The sequence below is a fragment of the Novosphingobium sp. UBA1939 genome (assembly GCF_002336885.1).
GTDB lineage: Bacteria > Pseudomonadota > Alphaproteobacteria > Sphingomonadales > Sphingomonadaceae > Novosphingobium.
Genome location: NZ_DDFB01000144.1, coordinates 1 through 16,124 on the forward strand (window position 1 = coordinate 1; position 16,124 = coordinate 16,124).

General features: G+C 68.1%; 16 protein-coding genes. 15 read left to right on the forward strand and 1 reads right to left on the reverse strand.

Annotation, left to right across the window (positions count from 1 at the left end; all coding sequences use genetic code 11):
* Positions 1-179: 179 nt before the first annotated feature.
* From B3547_RS19350 to B3547_RS19385, 8 genes are all read left to right on the forward strand, one after another.
* Positions 180-386: a cold-shock protein gene (locus B3547_RS19350; RefSeq protein ID WP_125955420.1), complete on the forward strand. Its 207-nt coding sequence runs from the start codon at positions 180-182 to the stop codon at positions 384-386.
* A gap of 4 nt (positions 387-390) precedes the next feature.
* Complete coding sequence (infA, locus tag B3547_RS19355) at positions 391-642, forward strand: translation initiation factor IF-1 (protein ID WP_124807463.1); 252 nt, start codon at positions 391-393, stop codon at positions 640-642.
* A gap of 62 nt (positions 643-704) precedes the next feature.
* Positions 705-857, forward strand: a complete 153-nt coding sequence (locus B3547_RS19360) for a hypothetical protein (protein ID WP_194920769.1) — start codon at positions 705-707, stop codon at positions 855-857.
* A gap of 102 nt (positions 858-959) precedes the next feature.
* Positions 960-1,271: an FtsB family cell division protein gene (locus B3547_RS19365; RefSeq protein ID WP_292966069.1), complete on the forward strand. Its 312-nt coding sequence runs from the start codon at positions 960-962 to the stop codon at positions 1,269-1,271.
* A 215-nt stretch (positions 1,272-1,486) separates the two neighbouring features.
* The gene (gene folE, locus B3547_RS19370) at positions 1,487-2,098 is read left to right on the forward strand and encodes a GTP cyclohydrolase I FolE (protein WP_292966072.1); all 612 of its coding nucleotides are present in this window, start codon (positions 1,487-1,489) and stop codon (positions 2,096-2,098) included.
* A gap of 33 nt (positions 2,099-2,131) precedes the next feature.
* Complete coding sequence (locus B3547_RS19375) at positions 2,132-2,560, forward strand: PaaI family thioesterase (RefSeq protein ID WP_194920771.1); 429 nt, start codon at positions 2,132-2,134, stop codon at positions 2,558-2,560.
* A 116-nt stretch (positions 2,561-2,676) separates the two neighbouring features.
* Entirely contained in the window at positions 2,677-3,141 is a 465-nt protein-coding gene (locus tag B3547_RS19380; protein ID WP_292966079.1) for a hypothetical protein, read from the forward strand.
* Positions 3,141-3,860: a TorF family putative porin gene (locus tag B3547_RS19385; protein ID WP_292966082.1), complete on the forward strand. Its 720-nt coding sequence runs from the start codon at positions 3,141-3,143 to the stop codon at positions 3,858-3,860. Before B3547_RS19380 ends, B3547_RS19385 begins: the two co-directional genes overlap by 1 nt.
* 68 nt (positions 3,861-3,928) lie before the next feature.
* Here B3547_RS19385 and B3547_RS19390 read toward each other — a convergent pair whose 3' ends face one another.
* Positions 3,929-4,408 (reverse strand): peroxiredoxin, encoded by a 480-nt coding sequence (locus tag B3547_RS19390; RefSeq protein WP_124807457.1) that lies wholly within the window; start codon positions 4,406-4,408, stop codon positions 3,929-3,931.
* Positions 4,409-4,731: 323 nt separating this feature from the next.
* Here B3547_RS19390 and ahcY point away from each other — a divergent pair, with 323 nt between their 5' ends.
* The 7 genes from ahcY to B3547_RS19425 all read left to right on the forward strand — a co-directional run.
* Entirely contained in the window at positions 4,732-6,141 is a 1,410-nt protein-coding gene (gene ahcY, locus B3547_RS19395; protein WP_124807456.1) for an adenosylhomocysteinase, read from the forward strand.
* Between the two features lie 187 nt (positions 6,142-6,328).
* Complete coding sequence (locus B3547_RS19400) at positions 6,329-8,680, forward strand: sensor histidine kinase (protein ID WP_292966086.1); 2,352 nt, start codon at positions 6,329-6,331, stop codon at positions 8,678-8,680.
* Positions 8,677-9,132, forward strand: a complete 456-nt coding sequence (gene tsaE, locus B3547_RS19405; protein ID WP_125955425.1) for a tRNA (adenosine(37)-N6)-threonylcarbamoyltransferase complex ATPase subunit type 1 TsaE — start codon at positions 8,677-8,679, stop codon at positions 9,130-9,132. The genes B3547_RS19400 and tsaE overlap by 4 nt, the downstream gene beginning before the upstream one ends.
* A complete protein-coding gene (locus B3547_RS19410; RefSeq protein WP_124807453.1) occupies positions 9,123-10,118 on the forward strand; it encodes an aminoglycoside phosphotransferase family protein in 996 nt (331 codons plus the stop codon). The genes tsaE and B3547_RS19410 overlap by 10 nt, the downstream gene beginning before the upstream one ends.
* On the forward strand, positions 10,115-10,837 hold the full coding sequence (locus tag B3547_RS19415; protein ID WP_125955427.1) for a nucleotidyltransferase family protein: 723 nt from the start codon (positions 10,115-10,117) through the stop codon (positions 10,835-10,837). Before B3547_RS19410 ends, B3547_RS19415 begins: the two co-directional genes overlap by 4 nt.
* A 1,403-nt stretch (positions 10,838-12,240) precedes the next feature.
* On the forward strand, positions 12,241-13,860 hold the full coding sequence (locus B3547_RS22120; RefSeq protein WP_414690594.1) for a PD-(D/E)XK nuclease family protein: 1,620 nt from the start codon (positions 12,241-12,243) through the stop codon (positions 13,858-13,860).
* Positions 13,857-16,124, forward strand: a 2,268-nt coding sequence (locus tag B3547_RS19425) for a UvrD-helicase domain-containing protein (RefSeq protein ID WP_292966095.1), incomplete at its 3' end; no start/stop codon positions are given. The genes B3547_RS22120 and B3547_RS19425, both read left to right, overlap by 4 nt.

Consider the following 16,124-nt stretch of genomic DNA (forward strand, 5'->3'; position numbering starts at 1 on the left):
GGCGCACCACTTCCAGCGCGAACCTTGACTTTTTCCGGCAAAAGCCCTAGGTTCGTTTTGCTATCGTCGCTTTCGACGGAATTTGACGCCGGCCACGGCTCTCCTTCCTTTGTCACGCTACCGGCTCCATCCGCGCTGTTGCGGGTGGGTTTTTCGTTTTCGTGAAAAGGAAACACCCCATGCCTATCGGCACCGTCAAATTCTTCAATTCCGACAAGGGTTACGGTTTCATCGCGCCGGAAGACGGCGCGCCCGACAACTTTGTCCACATCAGCGCTGTCGAGCGTTCCGGACTGGCCACGCTGAACAAGGATCAGCGCGTCAAGTACGAGCTGGAAACCGACCGTCGCGGCAAGACGTCGGCCGTCAACCTGGAAACGGTTTGATCCCTTGGCCAAAGAGGATCTTCTGACACTCGACGGCCAGATCGATGAAATTCTCCCGGACGGCCGCTTCGGCGTCGTCCTGGAGAACGATCACCGGATCATCGCCTATACGGCGGGCAAGATGCGGAAATTCCGCATCCGCTCGATCGTGGGCGACCGGGTCAAGGTCGAAATGACGCCCTATGATCTGACCAAGGGACGCATCGTGTTCCGCGAAAAGGTCCAGAGCACGGGCGCGTTCCGCAAGCGGCGCTAACACTCAACTCCAGGATGGCGCGCAATCAACGCGCAATATTGCATAACATATTCAAGGTATTCATGTTTTTTTCCAATTTAGTTTCCAGTTTTCCCCGGATGCGCAATCCGCATCCATCGATTGACCGCCATCGCGGTTTCGTACTCAGCCCCCGCCAGTCTCCGCAGCTGACCCGCCGCGAATTGCAGGCCGCGGTCATGCAGATGGTCGACTGACCTTCGTTCTTGCCGCCTGGCGCCGCTTGCGATAGCGGCGCGTCAGGCCGGTCCATTGGATTAGGGCTTGAATCCAATGGTTAAGTATGATTCTGTGACAGAATGAAGCGCCGCCGCCACAATCTGCGACTGCCCAAGGAAAGCCTGACCCAGACGGCGGCGCTGCTGGCGTTGCTGTTTCTGGGCGCCATGGGGCTGGCCGGGCCGAGCGGACTGCTTGCCTGGAGCGAGAACGCGCGGATGCTCGAACAGCGCCAGAAGGAAGTGACGCAACTGACGGCGGAGCGCGATCATTTGCGCAACCGCGTCAACCTCCTCGATCCGCGCCACGCCGATCCTGATCTGGTGGGCGAGTTGCTGCGCAGCAACCTTAACGTCGCGCACCCTGACGAGCTGGTCATTCCGCACCAGTAATTCGCGACTTCGTTCGCCCGACGCGCGCTTGTTGACGCTTTATGCGGGGCACGCGATGCGCTCTGCGCAAACTGGCCATGCCCATGAGGGCAGCAAAGTGCCACTTGCGGGCCTGAAACCAAGCGGGCATTGCGGTTCATATCGCGAGGCACTACCCGGCGGGTAATTCCACGTGCAAAGCGACCGGAAAAGAAACCCGGCATCAGGGGAACGAAATGGCTTGCTCGACCGGCACTGAGGACGAAGATCTGGCGCGCGGCAAGGAGCCGGTGCCGCAGGAGGTGCAGGAAGCTATCCGCACGCTGATCCGCTGGACCGGTGACGATCCGGCGCGCGAGGGGCTGCTCGATACGCCCAAGCGCGTGGCGCGCGCCTGGCGCGAATATTGCCAGGGCTATGCCGACGATCCGGCCATCCACCTGACGCGCCAGTTCGAGGAAGTGGGCGGCTACGACGAGATCGTGCTGCTGAAGGACATTCCCTTCCAGTCGCATTGCGAACACCACATGGCGCCGATCACCGGCAAAGCGGCGATCGCCTATCTGCCGAGCCGCAAGGTCGTGGGCATTTCCAAGCTGGCACGCGTGCTACACGGCTTTGCCCAGCGCCTGCAGATCCAGGAACGGCTGACGGCGGAAGTCGCGCAATGCATCTGGGACAACCTGCATCCGCAGGGCGTGGCCGTGGTGATCGAGGCGCAGCATGGCTGCATGACCGGCCGTGGCGTGCGCACGCCGGGCGTTGGCATGGTGACCAGCCGGATGCTGGGCTGCTTCCTAGAGGATTCGCGCAGCCGCAAGGAAGTGCTTAGCCTGATGGGCTACTGATCGGGCGCGCGAACATTCCCATCAGGGCTGTCGATGGCGCAGTACAAACCCGTGATGACCGTGCCGGACCTCCAGGCCTTTTTACTGCGTGCGTTTCCGGAGGAAGCGCACGCGCGTATCGGCGTGGTGTCAGACATTGCCCCCGGTCTGGCCCGCATGCACCTCGATCCGGGCGGAGAAAGTCTGCGGCCCGGTGATCTCGTGTCCGGACCGACACAGATGGCGCTGGCGGACGTGGCCGCCTACGCGGTGGTGCTGGCCCACATTGGACCGCAGGCTATGGCGGTCACCAGCAATCTCAATATCGCGTTCCTGCGCGGCGCTCGGCGCGCGCGGGTCATCGCGGAAGCGCGCCTGCTGAAGCTGGGCCGGCGGTTGGCGATGATCGACGTGCGGCTGTGGCAGAGCGATCCCGACGAGCCCGTCGCGCAGGCGACGGTCACTTACGCGCTGCCGGGGTAGCCCTGAGCTAGACAAAATACATTACAATTCCAGGGCTTTGCAGGTGCGTAGGGCGCACTAGGTTCGTCTCCGTCACCGGCGAAAAAAGAGGCCGGGGCATTGCAGGAGACCGAACCATGAAGGCATTGTGGATCGCAGGGCTGTTGTCCGGCGTAGGGCTGGCCACGCCCGCCATAGCAACGGCGCCGGCCGCGCCCGATCACGTCGAACGTATCGAGCATCGCGGCGGCACCGTCGAGGCGCGCTATCAGGTGATGACACAAACGGTGCAGCGCCAGATCGGCGCGCCAGGACCGGGCGGGCGCACGGCCTCGCTGCGCTGTGTGTGGAGCGTCGATCTCACCGTTCGGCGCGAAGCGCGCTTGCCTTCGGGCGCGCTCGCAAGCCGGCAGCTTGAGCGGCCGCGTGTGCTCACCGGCACGCGCGCGGGATGGTGCAAGGGGCAGGAATCCGCGATCGCCGGAGAAGTGGCGCGGCGCACCGACCAACTGCGTGCCGAAATGCTCGCCGCCGCGCGGGAAGATCGGCAGGAGGTGATCGCGGACGCCGAGCGATTGCACGCGGGGCATCGGGAAGGCTGATGGCGATCCGCGTGACGATACTGGCGGTGCCAGCCCTCATGGCTGGTGTCGCGACCGCGCAGGCGCAGGGTATGCCCTCGTTCGGCGTGGAGGCGACGACCGACGAGGTTCGTCGCGGGCTGAGCTGGAGCGAGGGCAAGGCAAGCGCTTCGGCAGACGCTGCGGTTTCCCTCGCGGGTTTCGACCTGTCCGCGCGAATGGCGGCCACGCGCGGCGCGGCGCGGCATCTGGGAGCGGATGCCGTGGCCGATCTGACGCTGGCACGCCGCTGGACGATCGGCCTGTTCGACGTGAGCGCGCTGGTTTCCGGGCATCTGTTCGCAGGCGCGGCCGATGCCGCTCACTATGCCGAACTGGGGCTGGGCGCCAGCTATGCGCTGGGGCCAGCGCGGATCGGGGCCGGTGCGCGCTATGCCCCGCGGCAAAGCGCGATCGGCGGCGACAACCTGAACTTCCATGGCGATGCCGCGCTGGGCATTCCGGCAACACCGTTCAGCCTTTCGGCCTCGCTCGGCCATTCGCGGGGTAGCGTGCGCGATCCCGCGCGCGCGGCGCGGCTGCGACCGCACGGGGCCTATACCGACTGGCGGATCGGCGCGGACTATGCACGGGGTCCGCTGCTGGTTGGGCTGGATTATACAGGGACCGATGTGAAGGACGGAGCGCCCGGCGGGCACGCGGGCGACCGGGTGATCGGGCGCGTGCGGCTGTCGTTCTGAAGGACCCGCGTTCTAACGGTCGGCGAAGCGTCCGGCCCTTCCCGCACGGGGGAAGGGCCGGAAAGCGCTCATAGGTTTTCGAGCATGTATTCGGCCGAGCTGACCTTGAAATCGCCCGGCGCTTCGACGTGGAGCTGCTCGACCACGCCATCGTTCACCACCATCGAGAAGCGCTGGCCGCGCGTGCCAAGGCCGAAGCCCGAGCCATCCATGGTGAGGCCCACGGCCTTGGCGAAATCGCCATTGCCGTCCGCCAGCATGGTCACGTCGGGCGAGCCACTGGCCGCGCCCCACGCCTTCATCACGAAGGGATCGTTAACCGCCGTGCAGGCGATTTCATCAATGCCCTTGGCCTTGAGATCGGCGGCCTTCTCGACGAAGCCCGGCAGGTGCTTGGCCGAACATGTGGGCGTGAACGCGCCGGGAACCGAGAACAGGGCGACCTTCTTGCCCTTGAAGTAGTCGGCGCTCTGCACCGCTTCCGGGCCTTCCGCCGTGGCCTTGACCAGCTTCACGTCGGGCAGCTTTTCTCCAACCGCAATCGTCATCCCCAATATCCTTTCTTCTGGATGTGCCGCCCGGACCTGTCGGCCGGGTCTATGACAGCAGGGAGGATATAGGCCGGCCGCAAGACGGTGCAACACAAGCGCAAGCGCGGGCGAGAAATTTCGTCGGTGGGGAAGGGCATCCCGCCCGGTCCTGCGCGGTTTGCGGGTTTGCGTTCTTTCGAGACGTTAATGCAGCCATATAAAGTTTCCTTTATATTGCGTCCGCTCGTGCAAGCGGCTAAGGCGGCGGCAGACCCGCCAACCTGTCGGCCGCTATCGTGTGGTCCGGCGGGCGGGCTTGAACTCATCCAGGAGAATGCTTCGTGGCCAGCGTGCTCGATGCCGAAAAGGACTATGTGATCGCCGATATCGGGCTTGCCGACTTCGGCCGCGCGGAAATCGCGATCGCCGAAACCGAAATGCCCGGCCTGATGGCGCTGCGCCAGGAATTCGGCGCTGCACAGCCGCTCAAGGGCGCGCGCATCACCGGATCGCTGCACATGACGATCCAGACCGCCGTGCTGATCGAGACGCTCGTCGCGCTGGGCGCCGACGTGCGCTGGGCCACCTGCAACATCTTCTCGACGCAGGACCATGCCGCCGCCGCGATCGCCGCCGCCGGCATCCCCGTGTTCGCGGTGAAGGGCGAAAGCCTCGCGGACTACTGGGATTACGTCGGTTCGATCTTTGACTGGGGTGATGACCAGACCGCCAACATGATCCTCGACGACGGCGGCGATGCCACCATGTTCGCGCTGTGGGGCGCGCGCGTCGAAGCCGGCGAAAAGCTGTTCGAGCCTTCGAACGCCGAGGAAATCGAGTTCGTCCGCGCGCTGACCGCGTTCCTCAAGAAGAAGCCCGGCTACCTCACCCAGTCGGTAAAGGCCATCAAGGGCGTTTCGGAAGAGACCACCACCGGCGTCCACCGCCTGTACCAGATCGCCAAGGACGGCAAGCTGCCGTTCCCCGCGATCAACGTGAACGATTCCGTCACCAAGTCGAAGTTCGACAACCTCTATGGCTGCAAGGAATCGCTGGTTGACGCGATCCGCCGCGCGACCGACGTGATGCTGGCCGGCAAGGTCGCCTGCGTTGCCGGCTTCGGCGATGTGGGCAAGGGCTCCGCCGCCTCGCTGCGCCAGGGCGGCGCGCGCGTGATGGTCACCGAAATCGATCCTATCTGCGCGCTGCAGGCGGCGATGGAAGGCTATGAAGTCGTCACCATGGAAGAAGCGGTCACGCGCTGCGACATCTTCGTGACGGCGACCGGCAACGAGGACGTCATCACCGCCGAGCACATGAAGGCGATGAAGCCGATGGCGATCGTCTGCAACATCGGCCACTTCGACAGCGAGATCCAGATCGCCGCGCTGTCGAACTACAAGTGGACCGAAGTGAAGCCGGGCACCGACCTGGTCGAGTTCCCGGACGGCAAGCAGATCATCGTGCTGGCCAAGGGCCGGCTGGTGAACCTGGGCTGCGCCACCGGCCACCCCAGCTTCGTCATGTCGTCCAGCTTCACCAACCAGACGCTGGCGCAGATCGAACTGTTCACCAAGTCTGACCAGTACAAGAACGATGTCTATGTGCTGCCCAAGCACCTCGACGAAAAGGTGGCCGCGCTGCACCTCGAAAAGCTGGGCGTGAAGCTGTCGAAGCTCTCGCCCAAGCAGGCGGCCTACATCGGCGTTTCGGAAGCGGGACCGTTCAAGCCGGACCACTACCGCTACTGACCCGTCGCCGCTCCGGCGGCCAGGCGATGTGGAAATGCGATACGGCCCCCCAGCACGGCTGCGGGGGCCGTTTTCGTGGGAACCGCCTTGCGGCGTCGCGGGATATGGTGGCTTTCGCGGCGCTCCTCACCAGATTTGAAGCGCGTGCCGGTTGTCATCGGCGCAAGGCCCGCATAGCGAGGGGCGGATGCTTCTGAACCAGACCGTGCTGGTCATCGTGGGACTGCTGGTTGCCGCATGGACCGTTGCGGCGGGCTGGGCCGTGCTTGTCGCGCGCGGACGGGCGCGCAAGGCCGAAGCACACCACCGGCTGGCGCGCCGGCTGACGCGGATGGTGGACGAATCGCCCGCTCTGCCGCTGCTGGTGCGGGCCGACGGACGGATCGAGGGGCCATCGCGGCTGGCGGGCTGGCTCGGCCTCGATGCCATGCCGGGCTATCTTTCCGAACTCGATGCCGGCGATGCCAGCGATCGCGGCCTCAACGAAGTGCAGCTTTCGCAACTGAGCGATGCCGTGCGTCGCGCGCAGAAGACCGGCGCGGCGTTCCGCATGGTGCTGACCCCGCGCGGCGGCACGCGCTGCCTGGCGGTGCGCGGGCATCTGGCGGACCCGCAGGTTTCCCCCGGCGGTTCCGCGCTCGTGTGGTTCTTCGATTTCAGCGATAGCGAGGCCGAGCTGCGCAAGCTGCGCGCGGAAGCGGCCGGCGCGCGCGCCGATTTCGCCGGCCTTTCCGGCTTGATCGAGGCGGCGCCGCTGCCAATGTGGTTTCGCGGTCCCGACATGGAATTGCGGCTGGTCAACAGCGCCTATGTGAAGGCGGTGGGGGCCAAGAGCGCGGACGATGTCGTCACGCAAGGCATCGAACTGATCGAGCCGGCCGACGGGCTGACCGCGGCGCAAGTGGCGCGGCACGTGCTGGCGCGCAAGGCGCCGGTCGAACGCATCGTATCCGCCACGATCGGCGGCCAGCGCCGCTCGGTGCGGGTCAGCGACTTGCCGTTGGGGGACGAAGGCGTCGCCGGCTATGCCGTGGACATCGAGGAACTGGAGGAACTGATGCGCCAGTTCCGCCGGTTCCGCGAAGCCCAGCGCGAGATGCTGGATACGCTGTCCGCCGGCATCGCGCAGTTTGACGACCGCCGGAATCTCGTGTTCGCCAATCAGCCGTTCCTGCGCATCTTCGGCGTGCCGCAGGCGTGGGTGGCCGATACCCCGCCGTTCGACCGCGTGCTGGATCGCATCCGCGATGCCGGGCGCCTGCCCGAAGTGCGCGATTTTCCCGAATGGCGACGCGAACGGCAGGGCTGGTTCCTGGCGCGCGATCCCCGCGAGGAATCGTGGCATCTTCACGATGGCACGCATTTGCGCGTGGTGGGCCAGCCGATGCCCGATGGCGGGCTGCTGATGATCTTCGAGGACCGCACCGAACAGCTCCAGCTTTCGGCGACGCGCGACACGCTGCTGCGCACGCGCACGGCCACCTTCGACAACCTGTTCGAAGCGCTGGCCGTGTTCGCGCCCGATGGCCGGTTGCAGCTGTGGAACCGCCGCTTCGTGGCCGAATGGGGGCTGGAGGACAGCTTCCTCGATACCCACCCGCGCGCGGACGTGCTGCTCACCCGCATCGCCCAGCAATTGAAGCGCCCATCGCAGGTCGGCACGATCGGCCAGGTGATCCAGGCGGCAACGCTGGAGCGCCGCCAGCGCAGCGGGCGGCTGGCGCTGGCCGACGGGCGCTATCTGGAGTTCGCGGGCGTGCCGCTGCCCGATGGCAACGGACTGCTGACGGTGCTGGACATCACGGATTCGCAGAAGGCCGAAACCGCGCTGCGCGAACGCAATGCGGCGCTGGTGGAAGCTGATGCGGTGAAGACGCGCTTCATCGCCAACATGAGCTATGAATTCCGCACCCCGCTGACCTCGATCGGCGGGTTTGCCGAACTGCTGCAAAGCGGTATCGCCGGTGAACTGACGCCGCAGGGCCAGGAATACGTGGCGGCGATCCTCGCCTCGGTCGAGCGGCTGGGTGAGCAGATCGAGAACGTGCTCGACCTGTCGCAGAGCGAGGCTGGCACGCTGCCGCTGGCGCGCGATCCTGTGGAGATTTTTCCGCTGCTGACCGGCGTCGTCAAGGAACGCTCGGACCGGATTTCCGCCGCAGGCCTGTCGCTCGACTTGCGCGGCAATGCCTCGGTCGGCACGGTGACGGGCGATGCGCGGCGGCTGGCGCGGGCCTTTGGCCAACTGGTGGATAATGCCATCGCCGCCACGCCGGAGGGCGGGCGCATCCTGATCGAATGCACGCGCCAACGCCAGGGAGTGCGGGTGGTGATCTCTGACAATGGCGGCGGCATGGAGCCGGCGGTGCTGGCGCGCGCGATGGAGGGCCTGAAGGTCACGCCCGATGGCCGCGCGGCGGAACGGCGGCAGGGACTGGGCCTGCCGCTGGTGCGGCAACTGGTGGAAGCGCACGGCGGCACTATCGAGCTTCTGTCCGAACCGGGGCAGGGCACCGCCGCGATCGTGGACCTGCCGTGAGCGAGCGCGTTCCGCTGCCCGATATCGCCGCGACCGAGGCGCTGGCCGCGCGGATCGCCGGGCGCTTGCGGCCCGGCGACGTGGTGGCGCTTTCGGGCGGGCTGGGCGCGGGCAAGACAACGCTGGCGCGCGCGGTGATCGCCGCGCTGGGGCACGAGGGCGAGGTGCCTTCGCCCAGCTTCGCGATCATCGAATGCTACGATCCGCCGACGGTGCGCCTGCCGCTGGTGCACGCGGACTTCTATCGGCTGGAAGACCCTTCCGAAGTGGAGGAGCTGGGGCTGGATGACTATCGCATGGGGGCGGCGATGCTGGCCGAATGGCCCGAACACGCCGGCGGCTTTGCCCACGAGCGCGGTTGCCTTTCAATCCTGTTGGAATCGGCGGAAAGCGGGCGCACGGCCATTGTCGAGCCGGGGCCGGATTGGATAGAGCGCGGATCATGGACCTGACGATACCCGATGGCGTCCCCGTTGGCGTCGAAGCGTTTCTGGCCGAAGCCGGCTGGACCGGTGCGACGATCGATCCGCTGCCCGGCGATGCCTCGTTCCGCCGCTACTTCCGCATTCGCGGCGGGGCTGGCGACGCGATGCTGATGCACGCGCCACCGCCGCAGGAAGATCCCGCGCCATTTCTGCGCGCGGCGAAGTGGCTCGATGCCAACGGGTTGCGCGCGCCGCGCATTCTGGCCGAACGGGCGGAGGAGGGCTTCGTCCTGCTCGAAGACTTCGGCGACGTGCGGATGCGCGAATATGTCGAGGCCTGGCCGCAGGACGAGGAGGCGGTCTATCGCGCCGCGATCGACGCGCTGCTCAAGGCCGGCACGCTCCCCGCCGGGCCGTTTCCGCCCTATGGCATGGCGGAGTACTTGCGCGAGACCAAGCTGTTCACCGACTGGTTCTGCCCCGCGCGCGGGCTGCAGGTCGACGCGCGCGGCTGGGCCGCGGCGTGGGAAGAGGTGCTGACGCCGCTGCTGGCCCGGCAGGGCGAGGGCGTGACGGTGCTGCGCGATTACCACGCCGAAAACATCATGCTGCTGGGCGGCACGGGCAATCAGGGCCTGCTCGATTTCCAGGACGCGCTGGCCGGCCATCCCGCCTATGATCTCGTCTCGCTGTTGCAGGACGCGCGGCGCGACGTCAGCGCCGAACTCGAAGCCGCGATGTTCGACTATTACGTCGAGCGGGCGCGGCCGGGCGACGATTTCCTGGCCGACTATGCGGTGCTGGGCGCGCAGCGCAATGCCAAGATCGTGGGCATTTTCGTGCGCCTGTGGAAGCGCGATGGAAAGCCGCGATATCTTGGCTATATCCCTCGCGTGTGGGCAATGCTCGAACGCGATCTGGCGCACCCCGCGCTGGCGCCGGTGGCGCGCTGGTTCGATGCGAACATCCCGGGCGAGGTGCGCGCGGCGGGCGGCGGGGTGTTTTTGGTATGACCAAGCCTCTCGCCAGCGATGTGGCCATGGTCATGGCCGCTGGCATCGGCAAGCGGATGCGCCCGCTGACCGCGACGCGGCCCAAGCCGCTGGTGCGCGTGGCGGGCAAGCCGCTGATCGACTACGCGCTCGACAAGCTGGAAGAAGCCGGCGTCGCGCGCGCGGTGGTCAACGTCCATTACCTGCCCGATCAGATCGAGGCCTATCTCGAACAGAGGCAGCACCCCGCGATTTCGATCTCGGATGAACGCGATGCCCTGCTGGAAACCGGCGGCGGCATGATCCGCGCCTTGCCGTTGATCGATGCCGATCCGTTTTTCTGCGTGAACAGCGACAACATCTGGCTCGATGGCCCGCGCAACGCCTTCGGCGCGTTGAGCGATGCGTGGGACCCTGAGAAGATGGACGCGCTGCTGCTGCTGGTGAACCATGCGCGTGCGTTCAACTTCCAGGGGCCGGGCGATTTCCATCTCGATCAGGAAGGGCGGATCACGCGCCGCCGGCCCGGCCGGATCGCGCCGTTCATCTACACCGGGTTGCAGATCGTCTCCCACCGCCTGCTGCGCGACGCGCCCGAGGGATCGTTCTCCACCGGCGTTCTGTGGAATCGTGCCATTGCCGAAGGGCGGCTTCATGGCGTGTCGCATACCGGGCTGTGGTACGAGGTTGGCGAGCCGCAGATGATCGCGCCGACCGAGGCCGCGCTGACCCGGATGTGACGCGGCGATGAGCGAGAGCCAATGAGCGACAGAACGCCGCGAACGGGGCCGAAAGTCTGGTCGATCGCGGCGCACCGGGGCTTTGCCGACGCGCTCGTCGCCGGACTGATCCCGCGCTATCGCGAGGACGGCTTCGGGCTGGCCCGGCTGTTGCTGCTGCTGCCGAGCCGCCGCGCCGTGCGCACGGTGACCGAAGCTTTCGTGCGCGCCAGCGGGGAAGGCGGGCTGCTGCTGCCGCGGATGGCGGTGGTGGGCGATCTCGATCTGGACGAAACGCTGGGGCCGCTGCTCGATCCGCTGGGGCCGGGCGCGGCAGTGCCGCCGGCGAGCGATCCGGTGTTCCGCCTGCTGCGCATCGCGGAAATGCTGCGCGCCGAACCGGAGACGGGCAATCTGGGCGAGGCCGGGCTGCTGCGGCAGGCGCGGTCGATCGTGCGCAGCATGGACCGGATGGCGGTGGAGGATGTCGCGCCCGAAAAGCTGCTGGACGAAGCGGTGATCGGCGCGGTGGGCGATCTTTCGCAGCACTGGACGGACAGCACGCGGCTGTTCGCGAAAGTGCTGTTCCGCTGGCGCGCCGAACAGGAGGCGCGGGGCGAGATCGACGCGCCCGAACGGCGCAACCGCCTGCTCGATCACGCGGCGCGGGCATGGCGGGACCATCCGCCGGCGCATCCGGTGATCGCCGCCGGGGTCACCTCGGCCGCGCCCGCCATCGCTCGGCTGTTGCGCACCGTGGCCGATCTGCCGGACGGCGGCGTGATCCTGCCCGATCTCGATCTGGCGCTGGAGGAACCGGTGTGGGACGCGCTGGGCGCGGCGGGGATGCCGGAGGAACCGGGCGGCCCGCCGTTCGCGCGGGGCGATGTGGTGACGCACCCGCAGTACCACCTCAAGCTGTTGCTCAACCGCATGGGCGTGGCGCGCGGCGAAGTGCAGCCCTGGCACCGCGCCGGGCTGGCCGCGGCCCCGCCCGAACGCAGCAGGGCGATTTCCAACCTGTTCCTGCCGCCCGAAGCCAGCACGGTGTGGGTGAGCCTGCCGGCGGAGCGGCGGCGGCTTTCGGGCGTGCGCACGATGGAGACCGCGCATCCCGAGGAAGAGGCGCAGGCGGTGGCGGTGCTGATCCGGCAGGCGCTCGCCGAACCGGAACGGCGCGTGGCGCTGGTGACGCCGGACCGGGCGCTGGCGGTGCGCGTGGTCGCGCATCTGGCGCGCTGGAACATCGCGGCGGACGATTCCGCCGGCCGCCCCCTGCCGCAGACCCCGGCGGGGCGGCTGTTCCTGCAGATCGCCGAGGTCATGGCGGAGCGGGCCGCGCCGGTACCGCTGCTGGCGCTGCTGGCGCACCCGCTGGTCATGGCGGGNNCGCGGGAGAGGCGCGCGCGGCATGGCTGGAACGGGTGCGCCAGCTCGATCTCGTGCTGCGCGGGCCGCGCCCCGGGCCGGGACTCGAAGCCGTGCGCGCGGCGGTGAAGGAGCAGGACCGGCGCTATCCCGGCCTGTTCGACTGGTGGGACGAGGCGGAGGCGCTGCTGGCCCCGCTGCTGCTGTTCGATGGCGCCCTGCCGCTGGGCGCGGCGCTGGCACTGCTGGCCGAAACCGCCGAAGCGCTGTGCGGCGAAGGCATCTGGGCGCAGCCCGACGGGCGCAGCCTGTCGCAGTTCGTGCAGCAATGGAGCGATGCGGCCGGCGAGGTGGTGCTGGAGACCGATCCCGCCGACCTGCCCGTGCTGCTGCGCGACGCGCTGGACGAAGTGGCGGTGCGCCCGCCCTATGGCGGGCATCCGCGCCTCGCGATCTACGGCCTGCTCGAAGCGCGGATGAGCCGGGCGGACCTGGTCATCTGCGCCGGGCTGACCGAGGGCACCTGGCCCGGTGCGCCCGCGCCCGATCCGCTGCTGGCGCCGCCGGTGCTGCGGATGCTGGGCATCCCCGGCGCGGATTTTCGCATCGGCCTGGCCGCGCACGATCTGGCCGCCGCGCTGGGGGCACCCGAAGTGGTGCTGAGCCATGCGCAGCGCGATGCCGCCGGACCGGCGATCCCTTCGCGCTTCCTGATGCGCATCCGCGCCATGCTGGGCAAGGAGCTGCGGCACGAGCACGACGCGGTGCGCTTTGCCCGCGCACTGGACGATGCGCCGCCCGCGCCGCCCTATCCCCGGCCCGAACCGATGCCATCGGCCGAACAGCGCCGGGTGCCGATCGCCGTCACCGCGCTCGACCGGCTGCGCGGCGATCCCTATCAGTTCTACGCCTCCGCCATCCTGGGCCTGCGCGCGCTCGATCCGATCGATGCGGACCCGACGCCGGCGTGGCGCGGCACGGCGGTCCACGCGATTCTGGAAGCATGGCACGATGCCGGCGCGCGGCCGGGCGAGCTGATCCCGCTGGCCGAACGCGCGCTGGCGGAGATGAGCGCGCATCCGTTCATGCGCGGGCTGTGGCGGCCGCGCCTGCTGGCCGGGCTGGGCTGGATCGAGGTGGAGCAGGAGCGCCTGCTGGGCGAGGGACGCGAAGTCCTTGCCTGGGAGGAAAAGGGCGAGATCACCGTGGACGGCGTGCGCATCCATGGCCGCGCCGACCGGATCGACCAACTGCCCGACGGTACACTGGCGGTGGTCGACTACAAGACCGGCACGCCGCCATCGGCGCGGATGGTAGAGGAAGGCTTCGCGCTCCAGCTCGGCCTTGTCGGCCTGATCGCGCAGGGCGGCGGGATCAAGGGCGTGAGCGGTAAGCCGACGCGGTTCGAATACTGGTCGCTGGCGCGCAACCGGGAGCGCGATTTCGGCTTCATGGAGGAGCCCGTGCTCGAAGGCCGCCGCAAGTCCGGCATTCCGCGCGAGGAATTCCTCGACCGCACGCGCGACTATCTGGAAGAGGCGATCGCGCGGTGGATAATTGGCCGCGATCCGTTCACCGCGCGGCTCAATCCCGATCTGCCGGGCTATTCGGACTATGACCAGTTGATGCGGCTGGACGAATGGCAGGGCCGCGGCCGCGCCGGGGACAGGCCATGAGCGGGGAGCAGCCAAGCCGCGTCTATCCGCTGAAGGACAACCAGGCGCGTGCGGTCGATCCGCGCCGCACCGTGTGGCTCAGCGCGTCGGCGGGCACGGGCAAGACGCAGGTGCTGTCCGCGCGCGTGTTGCGCCTGCTGCTGCAGCCAGGCGTGGAGCCGGAGCATCTGCTGTGCCTGACCTTCACCAAGGCTGGTGCGGCCGAAATGGCGACGCGCGTCAACGAGGTGCTGGCCAGCTGGGTGCGCCTGCCCGAAACCGCGTTGGCCGAACAACTGATCGCGATCGGCGCGGACTATGGCCCCGAAGCGCTGGCGCGCGCGCGCAGCCGGTTCGCGGCGGTGCTCGATTGCCCCGGCGGTGGCCTGCGGATCGAGACGATCCACGCCTTCTGCCAGTGGCTGCTCTCTGCCTTCCCGGTGGAAGCGGAGCTGATGCCCGGCACCCGCGCGATGGAGGACCGCAACCGCGCGCTGCTGGTGCGACAGGTGCTGGCAGACCTGCTGGTGAGCGCGGAGGAACAGGGCGACGAAGCGCTGCTCGATGCGCTGTCCGACCTCAGCTTGCGGATGGCGCAGGATCAGGTGGAGGCGTTCCTGCTGCGCTGCGCCGGCGCGCGTGATTTGTGGTTCGGACCCGGCGCGTGGCAGCCGCCGCTGCGGCCGCGCATCAACCGAGCGCTGGGGCTGGACGCGGGCGAGGACGGAACGGGCCTTGCCGCGCTCTGCGCAGACGATGCCTTCGACGTGCGATCGGTACGGCGATGCCTGGAAGCCAACGCGGAATGGGGCACGAAGAGCGGGATCGACGTGGCCAATGCCCTGGGCGACTGGATCGCGTTGTCGCCCGAACGGCGGCTGGACGCGCTGGACCTGCTGGCCGACCAGTTCCTGACCAAGGCAGGGCAGCCCCGCTCCACCACCAACATCGCCAAGAAGGCCCCGGACTATCCCGAATACGCCGCGCGCGTGATCGGCTGCCTCGAAGCGGTGCGCGAACGGCGCGCGCTGGTGGCGCTGGCGGCGATGCTCGATCCGGCGCTGACGCTGGGTTACCGTTTCGCGCTGGCGTGGGACGAGGCCAAGACGCGCGAAGGTTTCATCGATTTCGACGACCAGATCCGCACCGCCGCCGCGCTGCTGACCGAGAAGGCGAGCGCGGAGTGGATCCGCTTCAAGCTCGACCGGCGGTTCGACCATATCCTCGTCGACGAGGCGCAGGACACCAACGCGGCGCAATGGCGCATCGTGCTGGACGGGCTGGTGGCGGACTTCTTCGCGGGCGAGGGCCTGCACGGCGACGCGCTGCGCACGCTGTTCGTGGTGGGCGATTACAAGCAGGCGATCTTCCGTTTCCAGGGCACCAGCCCGGAGAATTTCGCGGCGGCCAAGGCGCGGGTGGAACGCCAGCTGCGCGATGTGGCTGACGTGCTCGACGACCGTTCACGGACGCTGCTGGGGCTGGGGCTGGGGCGGTCCTACCGCACCTCGCAACCGGTTTTGTCGTTCGTCGACCGGGCGATCGCGCATATCGGGCCGGACCGCTTCGGGCTTGCCGAACCGCCCGAACCGCATGTGGGCGAGGAACGGCCGGGGTTGGTCACGCTATGGCGGCCGGTCGGGATGGCGGCCGATGGCGAGGACGAGGACGCGCCCGAAGCCGGGGAGGAGGGCGCGGAAGGCTGGCTCTCGCGCCCCGACCGCGATCTGGCGGACCGGCTCGCGCGGCAGATCAGGGCGTGGCTGGAAAACGGCTTCCCGCTGGCCAAGGGCACGCCGCGCTTCGCCAACGCGGGCGACATCATGGTGCTGGTGCGCAAGCGCAAGGAACTGGCCGGGCTGATCGTGGCGCGGCTCCATGCGCAGGGCGTGCCGGTGGCGGGCGTGGACCGGCTGCGGCTGGGCGCGCCGCTGGCGGTGAAGGACCTTGTCGCCGCGCTGCGCTTTGCCGCGCAACCGTGGGACGATTTGAGCCTTGCGGGTCTGCTCGTGTCCCCGCTGATCGGGTGGACGCAGGAAGAGTTGCTCGAACACGGCTATCGCGCGGCAGGCACGCGGCTGTGGGATCACATGCGCGCCAGCGAGGGGCCGACGACCCACGCCACGATGGAGCGGTTGCGCGCGCTGCTCGCACGGGCGGATTACGAAACGCCGCAGGCGATGCTGCACTGGCTGCTGCTGGGGCCGTGGCAGGGGCGGCGCAAACTGGTGACGCGGCTGGGCCGGGAAGCCAACGATCCCATCGACGAACTGCTCAACGCCGCG

Coding starts and splice junctions, on each gene's coding strand:
- B3547_RS19350 (WP_125955420.1), top strand. CDS start 180: ATGCCTATCGGCACCGTCAAATTCTTCAATTCCGACAAGGGTTACGGT.
- B3547_RS19365 (WP_292966069.1), top strand. CDS start 960: ATGAAGCGCCGCCGCCACAATCTGCGACTGCCCAAGGAAAGCCTGACC.
- folE (WP_292966072.1), top strand. CDS start 1,487: ATGGCTTGCTCGACCGGCACTGAGGACGAAGATCTGGCGCGCGGCAAG.
- B3547_RS19400 (WP_292966086.1), top strand. CDS start 6,329: ATGCTTCTGAACCAGACCGTGCTGGTCATCGTGGGACTGCTGGTTGCC.
- B3547_RS19375 (WP_194920771.1), top strand. CDS start 2,132: ATGGCGCAGTACAAACCCGTGATGACCGTGCCGGACCTCCAGGCCTTT.
- B3547_RS19380 (WP_292966079.1), top strand. CDS start 2,677: ATGAAGGCATTGTGGATCGCAGGGCTGTTGTCCGGCGTAGGGCTGGCC.
- B3547_RS19385 (WP_292966082.1), top strand. CDS start 3,141: ATGGCGATCCGCGTGACGATACTGGCGGTGCCAGCCCTCATGGCTGGT.
- B3547_RS19390 (WP_124807457.1), bottom strand. CDS start 4,408: ATGACGATTGCGGTTGGAGAAAAGCTGCCCGACGTGAAGCTGGTCAAG.
- B3547_RS19360 (WP_194920769.1), top strand. CDS start 705: ATGTTTTTTTCCAATTTAGTTTCCAGTTTTCCCCGGATGCGCAATCCG.
- B3547_RS19410 (WP_124807453.1), top strand. CDS start 9,123: ATGGACCTGACGATACCCGATGGCGTCCCCGTTGGCGTCGAAGCGTTT.
- B3547_RS19415 (WP_125955427.1), top strand. CDS start 10,115: ATGACCAAGCCTCTCGCCAGCGATGTGGCCATGGTCATGGCCGCTGGC.